We start from the raw sequence: 16,394 nt of genomic DNA, 5'->3' as shown, positions 1-16,394 counted from the left end.
GCCGCTGTGGTCGATGGGGTGGATTCGGTGACGTGGACCTGCGTGCAGCCAACCGGGTTCTCCTCGGTCGATGCTTCCGAGCGGCTGCGCGAGGCACTGGCAGCGGCTGGCTATGACGTGGCTGCCGACCTGGCGCGTTCCGGCGAGCCCACCAAGATATCCAGCATGTGCACGGTGTTTGCCGAGAGCGAGGTCATTAGTCTGATCGGTCGCGGCGAGCCGCGCGAGAACATTGCCCGCGGTGTGATCGAGAGCGTCGTGTCGCGTGTGGCGACCATGGCCTCGCAAGCCGCGGGCGCCCCGTACTATCTGACCGGTGGTCTGTGCGAAAATGCCTATGTCGTCGAGCGTCTTGGCGCATTGGTGGGCTCGCCGGTCACCACCTCGCCCCAGGCCCGCTTTGCCGGTGCCATCGGCGCGGCCATTCGAGCCCAGGCGCTCGCGTAGGGGGCCGGTGCGATAAATTGCCCGCTCTCGGCGCCGCCATGCGTATACTGGGAGGAACTGATTGACCGATGAGAGGAGGTATCGATGGCTGACGATCTCATGAAGCTCACGCAGATGACTGCCGCGAGCGGTTGAGCCGCTAAGTTGGCTCCTGGAGCCCTCGCCCAGGTCCTGGGCGACTTACCCAATGTGCATAACGACAACCTGCTCGTGGGGTTCGATACCTCCGACGATGCGAGTGTCTTCCGCGTTGGCGATAACTTGGGCCTCGTGCAGTCCATCGACTTCTTCCCACCGATGGTCGACGACCCGTTCCTGTTTGGCCAGATCGCCGCGGCAAACTCGCTGTCGGACATATACGCCATGGGCGGACGGCCGAGCCATGCCATGAACCTGCTTTGCATACCCAGTTGCCTGGGCGTTGAGGTTGCCGGCCAGATTCTGGCGGGCGGCGCCGACAAGTGCGTCGAGGCCTGCTGTGCCATCGCGGGCGGCCACACCATCAACGACGACGAGCCCAAGTACGGCCTGTCCGTGAGTGGCTTTGTCGCGCTTGACCGTATGCTCGCCAACAGCGGCGCACGCGTAGGCGATGTTCTGCTGCTGACCAAGGCGATCGGCTCGGGCATCATCACTACGGCCATTAAGGGCGAGCTCATCGAACAGGATGATGCCAGCCCGATGTTCGACTCGATGCGGACCCTCAACGAGGCTCCGATTCGTCTGGCCGAGGACCTCGAGCTTCATGGCTGCACCGACATCACGGGCTTTGGCCTGATCGGACATGCGTGCGAGATGGCCGAGGGCTCGGGCGTGCAGATTGAGCTTGTGTCGGGGGCGGTGCCGCTCTTTGACCAGGTGCTCGACATGGCACGCCTTGGCATTATCCCTGCCGGCGCCTACCGTAACCAGGACTTTTTTGGCCCGCGCGTGGCAGTCGACGATGGTCTGGAGCCGGGGATGCTCGACGCGCTGTACGATCCGCAGACCTCGGGCGGCCTGCTTATCGCGGCGCCTGCTGCCGATGTGGATGAGCTTGCGCGCCGTCTGCATGCCGAGGGGCGCGTTGCCGCCGTCGTCGGCCGCGTGTGCGAGCCGGTGCCGGGCGGTCCTGCCGTCCACGTTGTCCGCTAGCCCGCACGTTTATGTAACTGTTTACCGTTCTCTAGAACGGTTCTTTCGAAAGGAAATGCTATGTCTACCAAGATTGAAGTCAATGCCATGGGCGATGCCTGCCCGCTGCCCGTCGTCAAGACGCTTAAGGCGCTCAAGCAGCTCGATGGCGAGGGCGTTGTCGTGACCTCGGTCGATAACGAGACCGCCGTCAAGAACATCTCCAAGATGGCGCAGGAGAAGGGCTGCACGGCCTCGTTCGAGAAGGTTTCTGACGCCGAGTGGCACGTGACCGTGGCGACCGCCGGTGCCGTGGCCGTTGCGGACCCCGAGCAGGATGGCGCTGCCTTCTGTGATGCCAGCGCCGGCAAGGGCAAACTCGTCATTTCCGTCTACACCGACTGCATGGGCCGCGGCGACGACGAGCTGGGCCACAAGCTCATGAAGGCGTTTATCTTTGCCGTGACGCAGCAGGAGGAGCTGCCCGCGACCATGCTGTTCTACAACGGCGGCGCCAAGCTCACCGTCGAGGGCTCTCCGGTGCTCGATGACCTGAAGGGCCTGGCCGAGCAGGGCGTCGAGATTCTCACCTGCGGTACCTGCCTGGACCACTTTGGCATCAAAGACCAGCTTGCGGTGGGCGAGGTCACCAACATGTACGTGATCGTGGAGAAGATGGAGCAGGCCGTGCGCGTCGTGCGCCCGTAGCGTATTGGTTGGAGTTGCCATGAGGGAGAAGCGTCCGGCGCTTGTCATCACGTTTCCCACCACGGCGGCCGCCATGGGGTGCGAGACCCTATGCATCGAGCGCGGCCTTCCCGGGCGCACGATTCCCGTGCCCGGGGAGGTCGCTGCCGGCTGTGGCTTGGCGTGGAAGGCGTTGCCTGCCGATGAGGAGCTGCTGCGCGCCGAGCTTGCCGCAGCTGGTGTTCCCACCGAGGGTTTTACGTTGATTGACATGTGGGAGGTCGTGCGATGATCTACCTGGATAACGCGGCGACGACCATGCTCAAGCCTCAGACGGTCATCGATGCCGTGACGCAGGCGATGTGCTCGCTCGGCAATGCCGGGCGCGGCGCCACGTCGGGTGCTCTCGATGCGGCTCGTACGATTCACGGTTGCCGTGCCAAGCTCGCGCGCCTTTTGGGTTGCCCGAGAGCGGACCATGTGTGCTTTACGCCCAACTCCACGGCTGCGCTCAACACCGCCATCTGTGGCGTGGTGCGCCCCGGCGACCGTGTGGTCACGACGGTGCTCGAGCACAACTCGGTGTTACGCCCGCTCAATCGCCTGTCGGCGGTACAGGGTGTGGCGGTTGAGCATGCGGGCTGCGACGCGAACGGCGTGCTCGACTACGACGAGCTCGAGCGGTTGGTGACGCCGGACACGCGTGCTGTGGTGGTGACGCACGCCTCCAACGTAACCGGCAACGCGGTCGACATTGCGCGCGTAGCGGCCATGGCCCATGCGGCAGGTGCGCTGGTGATCGTCGACGCCTCGCAGTCTGCCGGCACGGCGAAGATTGACATGGATGCTATGGGGCTCGACGTGGTGTGCTTTACCGGCCACAAGGGGCTCATGGGACCTCAAGGCACCGGCGGCCTGGCCGTGGTGGAAGGCATTGACGTGGCGCCGTGGGCCATGGGCGGCACGGGCGTGCACAGCTTCGATGAGCTGCAGCCGCTTGAGTGGCCCACGCGCCTTGAGGCGGGCACGCTCAACGGTCACGGTATCGCGGGCCTTTCTGCCGGCCTCGACTTTATCGAGGCACAAGGCGGGGTCGAGGCGATTGCGGCGCATGAGCGCTCGCTTGCAGAGCGCTTCCTTGCCGGCGTGCGCGATATTCCGGGGATTAAGCTCTACGGTGCCTTTGACCAGCCCGTGCGCTCGGCGATCGTCTCACTCAACGTGGGTGATATCGACTCTGCCCAGATTTCGGACGCGCTCATGCAGGGGTGGGGGATTGCGACGCGCCCCGGCGCCCATTGTGCCCCGCTCATGCACCGCGCGCTCGGGACTGAGCGTCAGGGTGTCGTTCGTTTCTCGTTTGGGTATTTCAACACGGACGGGGAAGTCGACGCCGCGATTGACGCGCTCCGCGATTTAGCCTGCTAGAGCGTATATACTTGCGGGACGGGTCTTTTGCCCGTCCCGTTTTTGTTTCGACCCGAAAGGTGGTCCCATGGCCTCATCCGCCCCGCGCGGCCTGCGCTCCGACCATGTCGTTACCGTCGGCATCGCCCTGTTCTCGATGCTCTTTGGCGCCGGCAACCTCATTATTCCGCCGCTGTTGGCGCTGCAGGCAGGCTCTGCCACGCCGCTCGCCATGCTCGGCTTTCTGATTGCCGCCATCGGCCTGCCCGTCATGGGCTTTATCGCCGTGGCGCTTGCCGGAACGGCGCGCGAGCTGGCCGGGCGTGTGCATCCTAAGTTTGGCGAATTCTTCGTTGCGGCGGTGTATCTAGCCATCGGCCCGTGCCTGGCTATTCCGCGCACGAGCTCCACGGCCTTCGAGATGCTGGTGCCGCTGCTGCCGGAGGGCGTCTCGCTCGGCACGGCACGTCTGGTGTTTGCCATCGGGTTCTTTATCGTCGCGTTTGTGCTCACGCTGCGTCCGGGCGTTATCACGCGCGTGCTCGGCCGCATTACGGGCCCCGCGCTCATTGCGCTCATCGTGCTGGTCGTGGGTGCCGCCGTGGTCTCGCCGTTGGGTCCGGCTGCCGCGCCGCAGGCTCCCTACGATGCGGGCGCCGCCGTGCAGGGCTTTCTGACCGGCTATCAAACCATGGACCTGCTTGCGTCGCTCGCCTTTGGCATTATCATCGCCGAGACCATCCACGAGCTGGGCGTGACCGATGACAAGCGCGTGGCCTTCGAGATCTCGCGTTCCGGTGTGATCGCCGGCGTGCTCATGGCCATCATCTACTGCGGCCTGGCGCTTGCCGGCATGCAGCTCGGCACGGTTGTGCCCGATGCCACCAACGGTGCCGCCATCCTTGCCCGCTCTGCCTCCATGCACTTTGGTCTTGCCGGCACGGTCGTGGTCTTTGCGATCTTTTTCCTCGCCTGCATGAACGTGTGCATCGGCCTCATCAGCTGCTGCTCGCGCTACTTCTGCGAGACGTATGTGGTCGAAGGGGGAGCGGAGGCTTCCGAGGAGGCTATGCGCCGCCCCTTCGCGGTTCTCGCCTTTGTGTTCGCGGCGTTTTCGTGCGTGCTCTCCAACGTGGGCCTCGACGCGATCCTCATGTTCTCGGTGCCTATGCTCAATGCCCTGTATCCCGTTGCCATCGTGCTGGTACTTATGGGCCTGGTGCACGGCTTTTGCGACGCGCATCCGCAGGTGTGGGTCTGGGTCGGCGGCGTTGTCGCGGTGCAGAGCGTGATCACCTCGGTCCGCGACGCGTTCTTTGCGGGCGCGTGGCTGCCGTTCGATGCGCTGCCGCTGGCGGATATTGGAGCCGCATGGGCGCCGGCCGCCGTTGTGGCGTTTGTGATTGGCCTGCTCCATAGCCAGTTTGTCACACATTCGAGGAGCTAGGGTATCGTCGCTTGCACAAGCGGGAAGTCTCCCCTATAATTTCCTTCGCTTTGGGACACGCAAGGTTTAGACCTTAGCTGCTCAACACCTTCGGGACGTGGCGCAGTTTGGTAGCGCGCCTGCTTTGGGAGCAGGATGTCGCAGGTTCAAATCCTGTCGTCCCGACCATATCTTGCGGGCGTAGTTCAATGGTAGAACCCCAGCCTTCCAAGCTGATGACGCGGGTTCGATTCCCGTCGCCCGCTCCATAGGATAGTTTTAACGGCTTTGGCTCTATTTGGTGCCAGAGCCGTTTTCATAAGCGTGCCGGGCGACGGGAATCGAACTCGGCAGGGTGCGAAGCTGAGAAAATGCGTGAGCATTTTCCAACGCAGCACGCAAGGGCCAATGGCCCGCAGCAAAACAAGGGTTTGCGAAGCAAACCCTTGGACTTCCCGTCGCCCGCTCCATAAGATTGATGAATGGCTCTGCTTCCTTTTGGAAGCAGAGCATTTTCATATACCTGCCGTGGACCCCACATCCCCTCCTAAGTTGCGGTGAAATACGGACTGTTTTCCGGCTTTTATGGCCCATGTAGTCCGTATTTCACCGCAACTTGCACCTGAGCTTCAGGTTGAGATTGCTCGGCCAGGAAACGCCGGCTATTATCTGGCAGATTATGGTTGGCACGTGCCGTCGCTACTCGAGGCCTGCGATGCGCTGCTCGACGAGCGCGGTTTTCGCGGGTCGGCCAAGGCCGGCATCTCGGTGTTTGACGACGACTTTGGCCTGCATGCCCAGCAGGTGGCACCATCCGCCTGCTCGACAAACGCGACGTAGCCCGCAAGTCGATGTTTACCACGCATTCGCTCCCTTTGTCGATTCTGATCGAAGAAATCGAGCAATCGTGCGATGATATCTTCTTCATAGGGATTCAGCCGGGCGACACGGAGTTCTACAATCCCATGTCCCCGGAAGTCTTTGACGCCGTTGACGCCGTGTACGACGCCGTGGCCGCCAACGACTTTTCCCACTTTGTCCGCTTGGGACAGGAGCTGTAGCAGCGCTTGTCCCTGGTGATTAGGAAAGAAGTGATTGACATGGCAGATTCCAAGGTGGAGTACCCTGCTCCCGATTGCCTGGCGCCCGCCGCGATCGAGGCCAAGACCGAGGCCGCCGGTGTGACCAAGGCTAACCTGTCGGTCGATAAGGCCTTTCTGTTGGCAATGTTCGCCGGTGCGTTTATCGCCTTCGGCGGTCTGTTCTTTACGGTGTTTTTGAGCGACAGCACGCTGGGCTGGGGTGCCCAGCGCGTCGTGGGCGGCCTGTGCTTTTGCCTGGGCCTGGTGCTGGTGCTGGTGTGTGGCGCCGAGTTGTTCACCGGTAATTCGCTTATGGTCTGCGCGCTCAAGAGCAAAAAGATCACCCTGGTCCAGATGCTCAAGGCTTGGGTCGTTGTATGGCTTGGCAACTTTGCCGGTGCCTTGTTCATCGTCTTTTTGGTGTACATGGCCGGCATTTACAAGCTCAACGGCGAGGCGGTCGCCAATTCCATGGTGAGTGTCGCCGCCGGCAAGGTGACGATCGACTGGCTGACGATCTTCTTCCGCGGCATCCTGTGTAACATCTTTGTGTGCCTGGCCGTGTGGATCGGTACCGCCGGCAAGACCGTGGTCGATAAGGTCGTGGGCATTCTGCTGCCCATCGCCGCCTTTGTGGCCTGCGGTTTTGAGCACTGCATTGCCAATATGTACTTTTTGCCCATGGGTGCCGTGATGCACGCGTGCGGCTATGGTGCCGACGTCGCCGGTGCCGATGCGCTCAACGCCGCGGGCATTGCGTTTAACCTGTCCGCCGCCACGTTGGGCAACATCGTGGGCGGTGCGGTTCTGGTCGCGCTCGGCTACTGGTTTATCTACGCCAAGAAGTCTGAGGCGTAGGGTACCGTCTGTTTGACGTTGGACCTCCCGCGGGGCGTCGCCGTGCGGGGATAATAGCGATTGATTGATTCAGCCGATCGAATCGGCCGATAGTTTGACGTTCGAACGATTGATTCACCTTTGGTTTTGAAAGGCCGCACATGAGCGATAGCCAGAACATGTCCGATGAGGTTCGCGCCCGCCTGCGCGCCATTCCCTCCGTCAACGAGCTGCTCGCCGAGTGGCCGGTAGTGAAGGCGGCGGGGGAGACCTGCGACGCGGTGGTGCATGCCGCCGTCACGGCCGAGCTCGACGAGGAACGCGCCGCCATTCGCGCCGGTGCCGTCCCGCGCTCTAAGCGCGACCTGGCCTCGGCGATCGAGTGGCGTGCGCACCGCTCCGCGCTGCCGAGCCTGCGCCCTGCCGTCAACGCCACGGGCGTGGTCATCCATACCAACTTGGGCCGCGCCCCGCTCGCGGAGTCGGCGGCAAAGGCCGTGGCCGAGGTTGCGCGCGGGTACAGTACGCTCGAGTACAGCGTGGACACCTGCTCGCGCGGGTCGCGCAAGGAGCACGCCGCGCATCTGATCCGCTCGCTCACTGGTGCCGAGGACGCGCTTGTGGTCAACAACAACGCCGCCGCGGTGCTGCTGGTTCTGGCGACCCATGCCGCAGGCAAGGAGGTCATCGTTAGCCGCGGCGAGCTTGTCGAGATCGGCGGCAGCTTTCGCATCCCCGATGTCATGGCGTCTTCGGGCGCCAAGCTCGTTGAGGTCGGCGCCACCAACCGCACGCACCTAGCAGATTATGAGCAAGCCATCACGCCCGATACGGCCATGATTCTCAAGGTCCATCCATCCAACTATCGTATCGAGGGCTTTCACGAGGAGGTGAGCTCTCGGGAGCTTGCGGCGCTTGCTCACAAGCATGGCCTGCTGTTCTATGAGGACCAGGGTTCGGGCGCGCTCCTGCCCGATGACATCCTGGTACGCGGTGGCGAGGAACCCACGCCGGCTTCGGTCGCGGCGGGGCTCGATATCGTGTCGTGCTCGGGCGATAAGCTGCTGGGCGCGGCGCAGGCGGGCATCATCATGGGCCGTCGCGATCTGGTCCAGGCCTGCGGCGCACATCCGCTCATGCGCGCTCTGCGTCCGGGCAAGTTGGCGCTTACGGCGCTCGAGGCCACGCTGCGTATCTACATGGACGGCGCCGATGTTGCCCATCGCGATATTCCGGTGCTCAGCATGCTTACGCTGCCGCAGGCCCATTTGGAGCGACGTGCCCGCAAGCTGCGCGATCGTATGGTCGCCGGGCTCGATAAGGCCGGTTGCCCGTGCGCCGTTCAGGTGGAGATCGTCGAGGAATCGTCGACCCCCGGTGGCGGCTCGCTGCCTACCATGGAGTTGCCCACGATGTGCGTTGCCGTGCGTCTTGTTGACGCGCGCCTGACGGTCGATGCGCTCAAGCGCTCGCTTGTCCAGGACTTCGACACGCCGGTCGTCACGCGAACCTCGCACGATCGCATTTTGTTTGACGTTCGTACGCTCGTGGGCGACCGCGATATCGAGACGGCGGCGTCGACGCTTGCCGCATGCGTTGAGAAGGCGATTGCTCGATGAGTGAGGTCCAGGCGCTGGTGGAGTGTCCCGTTATCGTTGGCACGGCGGGCCACGTCGACCACGGTAAGTCGGCATTGATCGAGGCACTGACCGGCAAGAATCCCGACCGTCTGGAGGTTGAGCGTCGTCGAGGTATGACCGTTGAGCTTGGCTTTGGCGAGCTGGCGCTGCCGAGTGGCAAGATTGTCGGCCTGGTCGACGTGCCTGGACATGCCCACTACTTGCGCGCCATGGTGCAGGGCGCCACGGGTATCGACGTGGCCGTGCTGGTGGTTTCGGCCGTCGAGGGCGTGATGCCGCAGACCCGCGAGCACGTGAATGTGCTGGAGCTGCTGGGCGTTACGCATATGGTGGTCGCGCTGACGATGTGCGACCTGGCCGATGCCGAGATGACCGAGCTTGCCGAGCTCGATGTCGATGACTTTTTGTCGGGTACCGTGTTTGCGGGCGCGCCGATTGTGCCCGTGTCGTCCAAGACGGGCGAGGGGATCGACGGGCTGCTTGCGGTGCTCGACGAGCAGGTAAGTGCCTGCTGGAATGCTTGCCGCGACCGTTCCGATCGGAGCGATGCCTCGTCTCGCCTGCCGATTGACCGCTGCTTTACGATCAAGGGTGTCGGCACCGTCGTTACGGGAACGCTGCACGATGCGCCGGTTGCGGTGGGCGACGAGCTGATGGCTTTGCCGTCGCGTACGGTCTGTCGTGTGCGCGGGATTCAGGTGCATGGCGATACGCCGCGCGCGCTGCCTGGGCAACGCGTGGCGCTCAACCTGGTCGGTGACGGTGTCGCGGCGCTTGACCGTGGTGAGATGCTGGGCGTGGAGGGTCGCTTTGGTCAGACGTTGAGCTTTATGATGACGTTTACCTACCTGGGCCGCGAGGGCGCCAAGCCGCGCGTGCTCGAGTCGGGCGCGCGCGTGCACGTGATGGCCGGCACGGCCGAGGTCGTCGGCCGCGTTATGCTTTTGGAGGGCGAGGCCCCCATGGCGGTGGGCGAGACCCGTACCGTGCAGGTGCGCCTGGAGGAGCCATTGCCGCTGCGCGCCGGAGACCATGCCGTGGTGCTGTCGTATTCGCCCGTTATGCTCATCGGCGGCGGGCGTGTGCTGCTTTCGCGCTGCCGTCGCTCGCGCGAGCTTTCGGCCGGCGAGCGTGCGCTGTTTGCGGCGCTTGAAGCCGGCGATGCCGTTGCTGGCGTAGACGCGTGGCTGGCGCTGCAAGCGCTGCCGGTTGCGGCGGCTGATGTTGCCGAGGCGCTCGATCTTGTTGCCGGTGAGGTCGATGCCGCACTGGGCGAGTTGGTGGCGCGAGGTGTTGTTTGCGAGCTTGCCGGCTCGGGCGGCACGTTGTATGCGAATGGCGCCGTGCTCGATGCCGCCATGGACGTGCTGGCGGCGACCCTGTCTGCCATGCACGCGGCGGCTCCCTGGGAGACGGGTTTTACGCCCGGCGCCGTTGCCCATGCTGCGTGGCCTGCCGCCGATGAAGGCGTTGCCGCGGCTCTGATTGCCGAGGGCTGCTCGCGTGGCGTGTGCGCCGCCGAGGGCGCCGAGATATTCGACCCGCACTCCGTTGCCGCCGCGGCGCGTGTGGTGCGCGAGGCGTGTGAGCGCATTGTGGCGCTGCTCGACGGGGCCGGCCTCGATGCGCCGACGCTGCCCGAGGTGGGTGAGCGACTGCAGCTCGACCGCGACACCATGACGCGCGCCCTGCGCGAGCTTTCGCTCAACCGCTCGATCGTTAAGGTCGAGCGCGACGTTGCCCTGTCTGCCATCTCGGAAGCCCATGCGCGCGAGCTTGTCGCCGCTGCCATTGAGGCAGCCGGCGGCGCTGCCACCACGAGTGTGCTGCGCGAGGCGCTGGGCGTGTCGCGCAAACGTGCCATCAGCATCTTGGAGCACCTGGATGCCGTGCGCTTTACGGTGCTCGACAAGGAAGCCGGCGGCCTGAGGTCCCTACGCTAGACTGGCTGCTCGGTTTGGTAAAATACCGCCGCACTTGGGAACGGATGGGCTCCGGTGGGCTCCGCGGTCCTCAAAACCGTTGCGAGGCGTGCAAAACGTCTTGGATGTGTTCGATTCACATACGTTCCCGCCACACGCCACCAGCGCTTTTGTGCTCGCGGTCTTGCTGCGTGCCGCAAAGGCGCTGTTTTGTTTTTGTGCGGGTCGGCCGTGTCGTCTGTCTTGCCGCCGGTGTGCCCGGGCGCATCATGTGTCCCCAATGTGGTGGTTTGGAACATGTGGACGAAACAGCTTCGAAACACGCGATTTGTACGTCGGGTGCTCAAAAACGCTTCTACCTGCATCGTAATCAAAACGAAACATCTGCTCGTCGGCTTATGCGAAACTTTGCTGCAACAGTGCGATATTATCCATACACGATAAAGTTCGCGGCGCATGGGGTGCCGTGACCGACATTTTCGTTTCCCATCATTGGAGGAAGCATGAGCTACACGCAGAAAGTTCTCGAAGAGCTCAAGGCCCGCTATCCCGAGCAGCCTGAGTTCATCCAGGCCGCGACCGAGATCCTCGGCACCATCCAGCCGGCGCTCGACGCCCACCCCGAGTACGAGGAGGCCGCCCTGCTGGAGCGCCTCGTCGAGCCCGAGCGCATCGTTATGTTCCGTGTTCCCTGGGTCGACGATCAGGGCAAGGTTCAGGTCAACCGCGGTTACCGCGTCGAGTTCAACTCTGCCATTGGACCCTACAAGGGCGGCCTGCGCTTTAACCCGACGGTCACCCTGGGTATGCTCAAGTTCCTGGGTCTGGAGCAGATCCTCAAGAACAGCCTGACCACCCTTCCCATGGGCGGCGGCAAGGGCGGCTCCGACTTTGACCCCAAGGGCAAGTCCAACAACGAGATCATGCACTTCTGCCAGTCCTTCATGACCGAGCTCTATCGCCACATTGGCCCCAACACCGACGTTCCCGCCGGCGACCTGGGCGTTGGCGGCCGCGAGGTTGCCTACATGTTCGGTCAGTACAAGCGCCTGACCAACGAGTGGACCGGCGTCCTTACCGGCAAGGGCCTCTCCTTTGGCGGCTCGCTCGCCCGTACCGAGGCCACCGGTTACGGTCTGGTCTACTTTGTGGACGAGTACCTCAAGAGCCGCGGCGACTCCTTCGAGGGCAAGAACGTTGTCGTTCACGGCTCCGGTAACGTCGCTATCTACGCGGTCCAGAAGGTCGCCCAGCTCGGCGGCAAGGTGCTCGCCTGCTCCGATACCCACGGCTGGGTCGAGGATCCCGACGGCATCGACTACACCGTGCTCGAGCACGTCTACAACAAGAAGCGCTCCGGCCACGACAAGGGCGTTACGCTCGCCATGTATGTTGACGAGAAGCCCAACGCCGTGTGGCACGAGGGCGACGGCCGCGGCGTGTGGCAGCTGCCCTGCGACATCGCGCTGCCCTGCGCTCGCGAGAACACGCTGCTGCTCGAGGACGCCCAGGCGCTCGTCGCCAACGGCTGCAAGGTGGTCGGCGAGGGCGCGAACATGCCCACGACCATCGAGGCCACGACTTACTTCCAGGAGAACGGCGTCGCCTTTATGCCCGGTAAGGCTGCCAACGCCGGCGGCGTGCTCGTGTCCGGCCTGGAGATGAGCCAGAACGCCGAGCACCTGTCCTGGACCTTCGAGGAGGTCGACGGCAAGCTCGAGCAGCTCATGCGCGGCATGTTCCACAACGTGGACGACACCGCCAAGGAGTACGGCCAGGAGGGCAACTTTGTCATGGGCGCCAACATCGCCGGCTTCCTGAAGGTCGCCGACGCCATGCTCGCCCAGGGCGTCTGCTAAATCTTCGCTCGACATAGCATGTGATGAGGCTCCCAGCCATCCGGCTGGGAGCCTTTTTCTATGGTGGCGAGGGCTGTGCGCCCTCGTTTGGTACACTTAGAGGTACTGGACAAGTGAAGAGATGGGGGAGAACGTACTCAAGTTCGGTACCTACGTTCGCGTTGGAAACGCGGCCGAAGCCTATGAGCTCTTACAGAAGAACCGCAACAACAAGATTGTGGGTGGCGGCATCTGGATGCGCCTGGGTTCGCGTCGCGTGGCGACGGCGATTGACCTTTCGGCCTGCGGACTCGATCAGATCGAGGAGACCGAGACCGAGTTTCGCATCGGTGCCATGTGCACCCTGCGCCAGCTCGAGCGCCATGCCGAGCTCAACGCGCTTGTCAACCATGTCTTTGAGTTCGCCGTCCACGATATCGTGGGCGTGCAGCTGCGCAACACCGCCACGGTGGGCGGCAGCATCTACGGTCGCTTTGGTTTCTCGGACGTGCTCTCGGCCTTTTTGGCGCTCGATTCGTACGTTGAGCTGACGGGTGCCGGCCGCGTGCCGCTCGCCGAGTTCGTGGATATGGGTTACGTGCGCGACGTGATCGAGCACGTGGTGGTCGTTAAGCACGATTACCGCGCAAGCTACGAGGCCGTGCGCAAGGCCGCGACCGACTTCCCCTCCTTAAACGTCACCGCTGCCTGGTGGGACAACAGCTGGCATGTCACCGTGGGCGCACGCCCGCTGCGCGCGACCCCGCTGCAGGGCGAGGCGTGCGGCCTGGTGAGCGAGCAGCCTCCCGAGGACGAGCTGCGCGCCCTGGCCGCGTCCGTACGCGCACTGAGCTACGGCACCAACCTGTGGGGCTCGGCCGACTATCGCCGTTGCATCTCGGCGCCGCTTGCCGTGCAGGCCGTGCGCCGCGCCGCCGGCATCGAGCTTTCGGCCTCGCTTGCCTGCGAGCTCGAGGGCGTGCAAGTGCCTAAGTTTGCCACGGACGAGTATTCCTGCCGCCGCGTGCCCGGCGTCGATTCTAGCGAGGTGCGCTAATGGCTGCCAAACTCATCGATCTTTCCTTTACGCTCAACGGCCGCAAGGTCAAGGTTCAGATTGCCCCCGACACCATGCTCTTTGCGCTGCTGCGCGAGCAGGGCTGCGCGTCGGTGCGCTGCGCCTGCGAGACTACTAACTGCGGTCTGTGCACGGTGTGGCTCGACGGCGACCCGGTGCTGAGCTGCTCGGTTCCCGCTGCGCGCGTCGAGGGCCGCTCCGTCACCACGCTCGAGGGCCTCAAGGCCGAGTCCGAGGCACTCGCCCACGCAATGGCTGCCGAAGGCGCCGAGCAGTGCGGTTTTTGCGCCCCCGGCCTCATCATGAACGTGCTGGCGCTTGCCCGCGCCGCCAAGGAGGACCCGAGCCTCGTCGCCACGCGCGAGGAGCTCTCGCGCCAGCTCGCCGGCAACCTCTGCCGTTGCAGCGGCTACGAGAGCCAGCTGCGCGCCATCGTCCGCTTCCTTAACGAGTCCGGCGTGCAGGTGGGCTTTGAGATGCCCGAGCTTCCGGTCAACGACACCAGCTGCGATGGCGTCTCGTACAAGCAGATCACCCATAAGCAGCCCAAGAAGGACTCGAAGGCCCTGCTCGAGGGGCGCCCCGTCTACACAGGAGACCTGGTGCCCGCCGGCGCCCTTATCGTCAAGCTCAAGCGCAGCCCGTATGCCCGTGCCAAGATTCGCTCCATCGATACGTCGCGCGCCCTGAAGGTGCCCGGCGTGGTGGGCGTCTACACCTACGAGGACGTGCCCAAGCGCCGCTTTACTATCGCCGGCCAGAGCTATCCGCAGCCGAGCCCCTACGACCGCCTGATCCTCGAGAACCTGGTGCGCTACCAAAACGAGGAGGTGGCGATCGTCGCCGCCGAGACCGAGGAGGCCGCCGACAAGGCGCTCAAGCTCATCAAGGTCGACTACGAGGTGCTCGAGCCTCTGCTCGACTTTACCCAGGCGCTCGATAACGACATCGTGGTCCACCCCGAGGGCGACGTGACCTTTATGTTCCCGCAGGGCGGCGACGTTGCTCGCAACCTGGTGTGCAGCGGTACCAGCGATTTTGGCGACCTGGACGAGGCCTTCGCCCAGAGCGACATCGTCTTTGAGCGCACCTACACCAGCCAGGCCACGCAGACCGCGCCCATGGAGACCTTCCGTGCCTTCGCGACGACCGACGCGTTCGGCCGCATCTCGGTGACCACCTCCACGCAGGTGCCCTTTCATGTGCGCCGCATGGTTGCGCAGTCGCTCGACATTCCGCAGTCGCAGGTGCAGGTTATTAAGCCGCGCATCGGCGGCGGCTTTGGCTCCAAGCAGACGGGCTGCTGCGAGATCTTCGTGGCGTTCGTGACGCAGCAGACTGGCCGTCCGAGCTATTGCTGCTACACCCGCGAGGAGACCATCACTGCGGGCAACTCGCGTCACCAGATGCAGATGACCGTCAAGCTGGGCGCCATGAAAGACGGCACCATCACGGCCATCGACCTGCACACGTTGTCCAACGCCGGCGCGTATGGCGAACATGCCACCACGACGATCGGCCTCTCGGGCCACAAGAGCCTGCCCATCTACAACCACGTGAAGGCGAGCCGCTTTAGGTGGGACGCCGTCTACACCAACACCAACCGTGGCGGTGCGTATCGCGGCTACGGCGCCACCCAGGGCCAGTTTGCCGTGGAGAGCGCCGTCAACGAGCTCGCCGACATGCTGCACATGGATCCCGCCGACCTGCGTCTTAAGAACATCGTGCGCGAGGGCGAGATTATGCCGCAGTACTACAACGAAAAGCTCAACGCCTGCGCGCTCGACCGCTGCCTGCTGCGTGCGATGGACATGATCGGCTGGCGCGACAAGCCGCTGGCCGTGGACCTGGGCGACCGCGTGCGTGCTCTGGGCTGCGCGCTCACCATGCAGGGCTCGGGCATCTCCAACGTGGATATCGGCGGCATCGACATGCGCCTGGAGGAGGACGGCTTCATTACGCTTTCGACCGGCGCTACCGATAACGGCATGGGTGTCGACACGATCCTGGCGCAGATTGCCGCCGAGGAGCTGGGCGTGGAGAGCTCGCTTATCGTGGTGCGCGGCGTGGACACCGACGTCTCGCCGTTCGATGCCGGCTCGTACGCGAGCTCGGGCACGTACGTGACGGGCCTGGCAGCCAAGAATGCCGCGACCGAGCTGCGCGAGAAGATCTGCGCCAAGGCCGCCCAGATGTGGGACGTGGACGCCGCCGACGTGGTCTTTGATGGCCAGTACGTGCGTCTGTTTGACGAGCGCGCCGCTCGCGAGTGCGGCCGCTACCTCACGCTGCGCGACTTTGCCAACCTGTGCGTCAAGAACATCGCGGGCGGCGACGCACTCACCTCGCATGCTTCTGCCTGCCTGCCCGTTTCGCCTCCGCCGTTTATGGCCGGCATTGCCGAGGTCGAGGTCGACAAGGCCACCGGCAAGGTGACTGTGGTGGACTATGCGGCGGCTGTGGACTGCGGCACCGTGATCAACGAGGCACTCGCGCGCGTCCAGGCCGAGGGCGGCATTGCCCAGGGCATCGGTCACGCACTCTACGAGATTGTCGAGCACGACGACCGCGGTCGCCTGCGCACCGGTAACTTTATGAGCTACAAGCTGCCCACGCGCCTGGATATCGGCAGCATTCGCGTGGCCTTTGAGCCGAGCTACGAGCCGACGGGCCCGTTTGGCGCCAAGTCGATCGGCGAGGTCGTCATCAACACACCGCTTGCCGCCGTTGCCTCGGCCGTGGCGCACGCCACCGGCCACCAGGTTCGCTCGCTGCCGATCACGCCCGAGAAGGCCCTGCTGGGGGAGTAGGCGAGGAGTCGCTGTCGACGCTCTTTGCCTAGCCCGGGGAAACCGCAGCCCACTTTTCAACCGAATTGTGGGCTGCGGGAGATAGCCGATGGGGGTAGCTAATTTGG

Annotated in this window: 14 protein-coding genes and 3 tRNA genes; all 17 read left to right on the top strand. The window is 64.0% G+C overall.

The window, feature by feature from the left end; translation table 11 throughout:
* The first annotated feature begins 6 nt into the window (after positions 1–6).
* Positions 7–447: a BadF/BadG/BcrA/BcrD ATPase family protein gene (locus tag ACQRAJ_RS03680; RefSeq protein ID WP_427747749.1), complete on the top strand. Its 441-nt coding sequence runs from the start codon at positions 7–9 to the stop codon at positions 445–447.
* Between the two features lie 84 nt (positions 448–531).
* Positions 532–1,581 (top strand): selenide, water dikinase SelD, encoded by a 1,050-nt coding sequence (selD, locus tag ACQRAJ_RS03675; RefSeq protein ID WP_427747748.1) that lies wholly within the window; start codon positions 532–534, stop codon positions 1,579–1,581.
* A gap of 60 nt (positions 1,582–1,641) precedes the next feature.
* Positions 1,642–2,268: a sulfurtransferase-like selenium metabolism protein YedF gene (gene yedF, locus ACQRAJ_RS03670; protein WP_427747747.1), complete on the top strand. Its 627-nt coding sequence runs from the start codon at positions 1,642–1,644 to the stop codon at positions 2,266–2,268.
* Positions 2,269–2,287: 19 nt separating this feature from the next.
* A complete protein-coding gene (locus tag ACQRAJ_RS03665) occupies positions 2,288–2,539 on the top strand; it encodes a DUF3343 domain-containing protein (RefSeq protein WP_427747746.1) in 252 nt (83 codons plus the stop codon).
* Entirely contained in the window at positions 2,536–3,675 is a 1,140-nt protein-coding gene (locus tag ACQRAJ_RS03660) for an aminotransferase class V-fold PLP-dependent enzyme (protein ID WP_427747745.1), read from the top strand. Before ACQRAJ_RS03665 ends, ACQRAJ_RS03660 begins: the two co-directional genes overlap by 4 nt.
* Positions 3,676–3,742: 67 nt before the next feature.
* Entirely contained in the window at positions 3,743–5,101 is a 1,359-nt protein-coding gene (brnQ, locus tag ACQRAJ_RS03655) for a branched-chain amino acid transport system II carrier protein (protein WP_427727543.1), read from the top strand.
* 91 nt (positions 5,102–5,192) lie between these two features.
* Positions 5,193–5,269 (top strand) — tRNA-Pro (locus ACQRAJ_RS03650).
* 6 nt (positions 5,270–5,275) lie between these two features.
* A tRNA-Gly gene (locus ACQRAJ_RS03645) sits at positions 5,276–5,349 on the top strand.
* Positions 5,350–5,770: 421 nt separating this feature from the next.
* Positions 5,771–5,920 carry a hypothetical protein gene (locus tag ACQRAJ_RS03640; RefSeq protein WP_427747744.1) on the top strand — a complete coding sequence of 50 codons (150 nt, stop codon included), beginning with the start codon at positions 5,771–5,773 and terminating at the stop codon, positions 5,918–5,920.
* 11 nt (positions 5,921–5,931) lie between these two features.
* The gene (locus ACQRAJ_RS03635; protein ID WP_427727526.1) at positions 5,932–6,141 is read left to right on the top strand and encodes a hypothetical protein; all 210 of its coding nucleotides are present in this window, start codon (positions 5,932–5,934) and stop codon (positions 6,139–6,141) included.
* A gap of 39 nt (positions 6,142–6,180) precedes the next feature.
* A complete protein-coding gene (locus ACQRAJ_RS03630; protein ID WP_427727524.1) occupies positions 6,181–7,020 on the top strand; it encodes a formate/nitrite transporter family protein in 840 nt (279 codons plus the stop codon).
* 140 nt (positions 7,021–7,160) lie between these two features.
* The gene (gene selA, locus ACQRAJ_RS03625; protein WP_427727522.1) at positions 7,161–8,618 is read left to right on the top strand and encodes an L-seryl-tRNA(Sec) selenium transferase; all 1,458 of its coding nucleotides are present in this window, start codon (positions 7,161–7,163) and stop codon (positions 8,616–8,618) included.
* Positions 8,615–10,582 carry a selenocysteine-specific translation elongation factor gene (gene selB / locus ACQRAJ_RS03620; protein WP_427747743.1) on the top strand — a complete coding sequence of 656 codons (1,968 nt, stop codon included), beginning with the start codon at positions 8,615–8,617 and terminating at the stop codon, positions 10,580–10,582. Before selA ends, selB begins: the two co-directional genes overlap by 4 nt.
* 36 nt (positions 10,583–10,618) lie before the next feature.
* Positions 10,619–10,715 (top strand) — tRNA-Sec (locus ACQRAJ_RS03615).
* Positions 10,716–11,064: 349 nt separating this feature from the next.
* Entirely contained in the window at positions 11,065–12,420 is a 1,356-nt protein-coding gene (gene gdhA / locus ACQRAJ_RS03610) for an NADP-specific glutamate dehydrogenase (RefSeq protein ID WP_154515369.1), read from the top strand.
* Between the two features lie 121 nt (positions 12,421–12,541).
* Positions 12,542–13,456: an FAD binding domain-containing protein gene (locus tag ACQRAJ_RS03605; protein ID WP_427747742.1), complete on the top strand. Its 915-nt coding sequence runs from the start codon at positions 12,542–12,544 to the stop codon at positions 13,454–13,456.
* Positions 13,456–16,287, top strand: a complete 2,832-nt coding sequence (locus tag ACQRAJ_RS03600) for a molybdopterin-dependent oxidoreductase (protein WP_427747741.1) — start codon at positions 13,456–13,458, stop codon at positions 16,285–16,287. The genes ACQRAJ_RS03605 and ACQRAJ_RS03600 overlap by 1 nt, the downstream gene beginning before the upstream one ends.
* Positions 16,288–16,394 lie beyond the last annotated feature (107 nt).

It is taken from the genome of Collinsella sp. SGI.184, from assembly GCF_050313415.1.
Taxonomy (GTDB): Bacteria; Actinomycetota; Coriobacteriia; order Coriobacteriales; family Coriobacteriaceae; genus Collinsella.
This window is presented reverse-complemented; position numbering and strand designations above follow the sequence as displayed.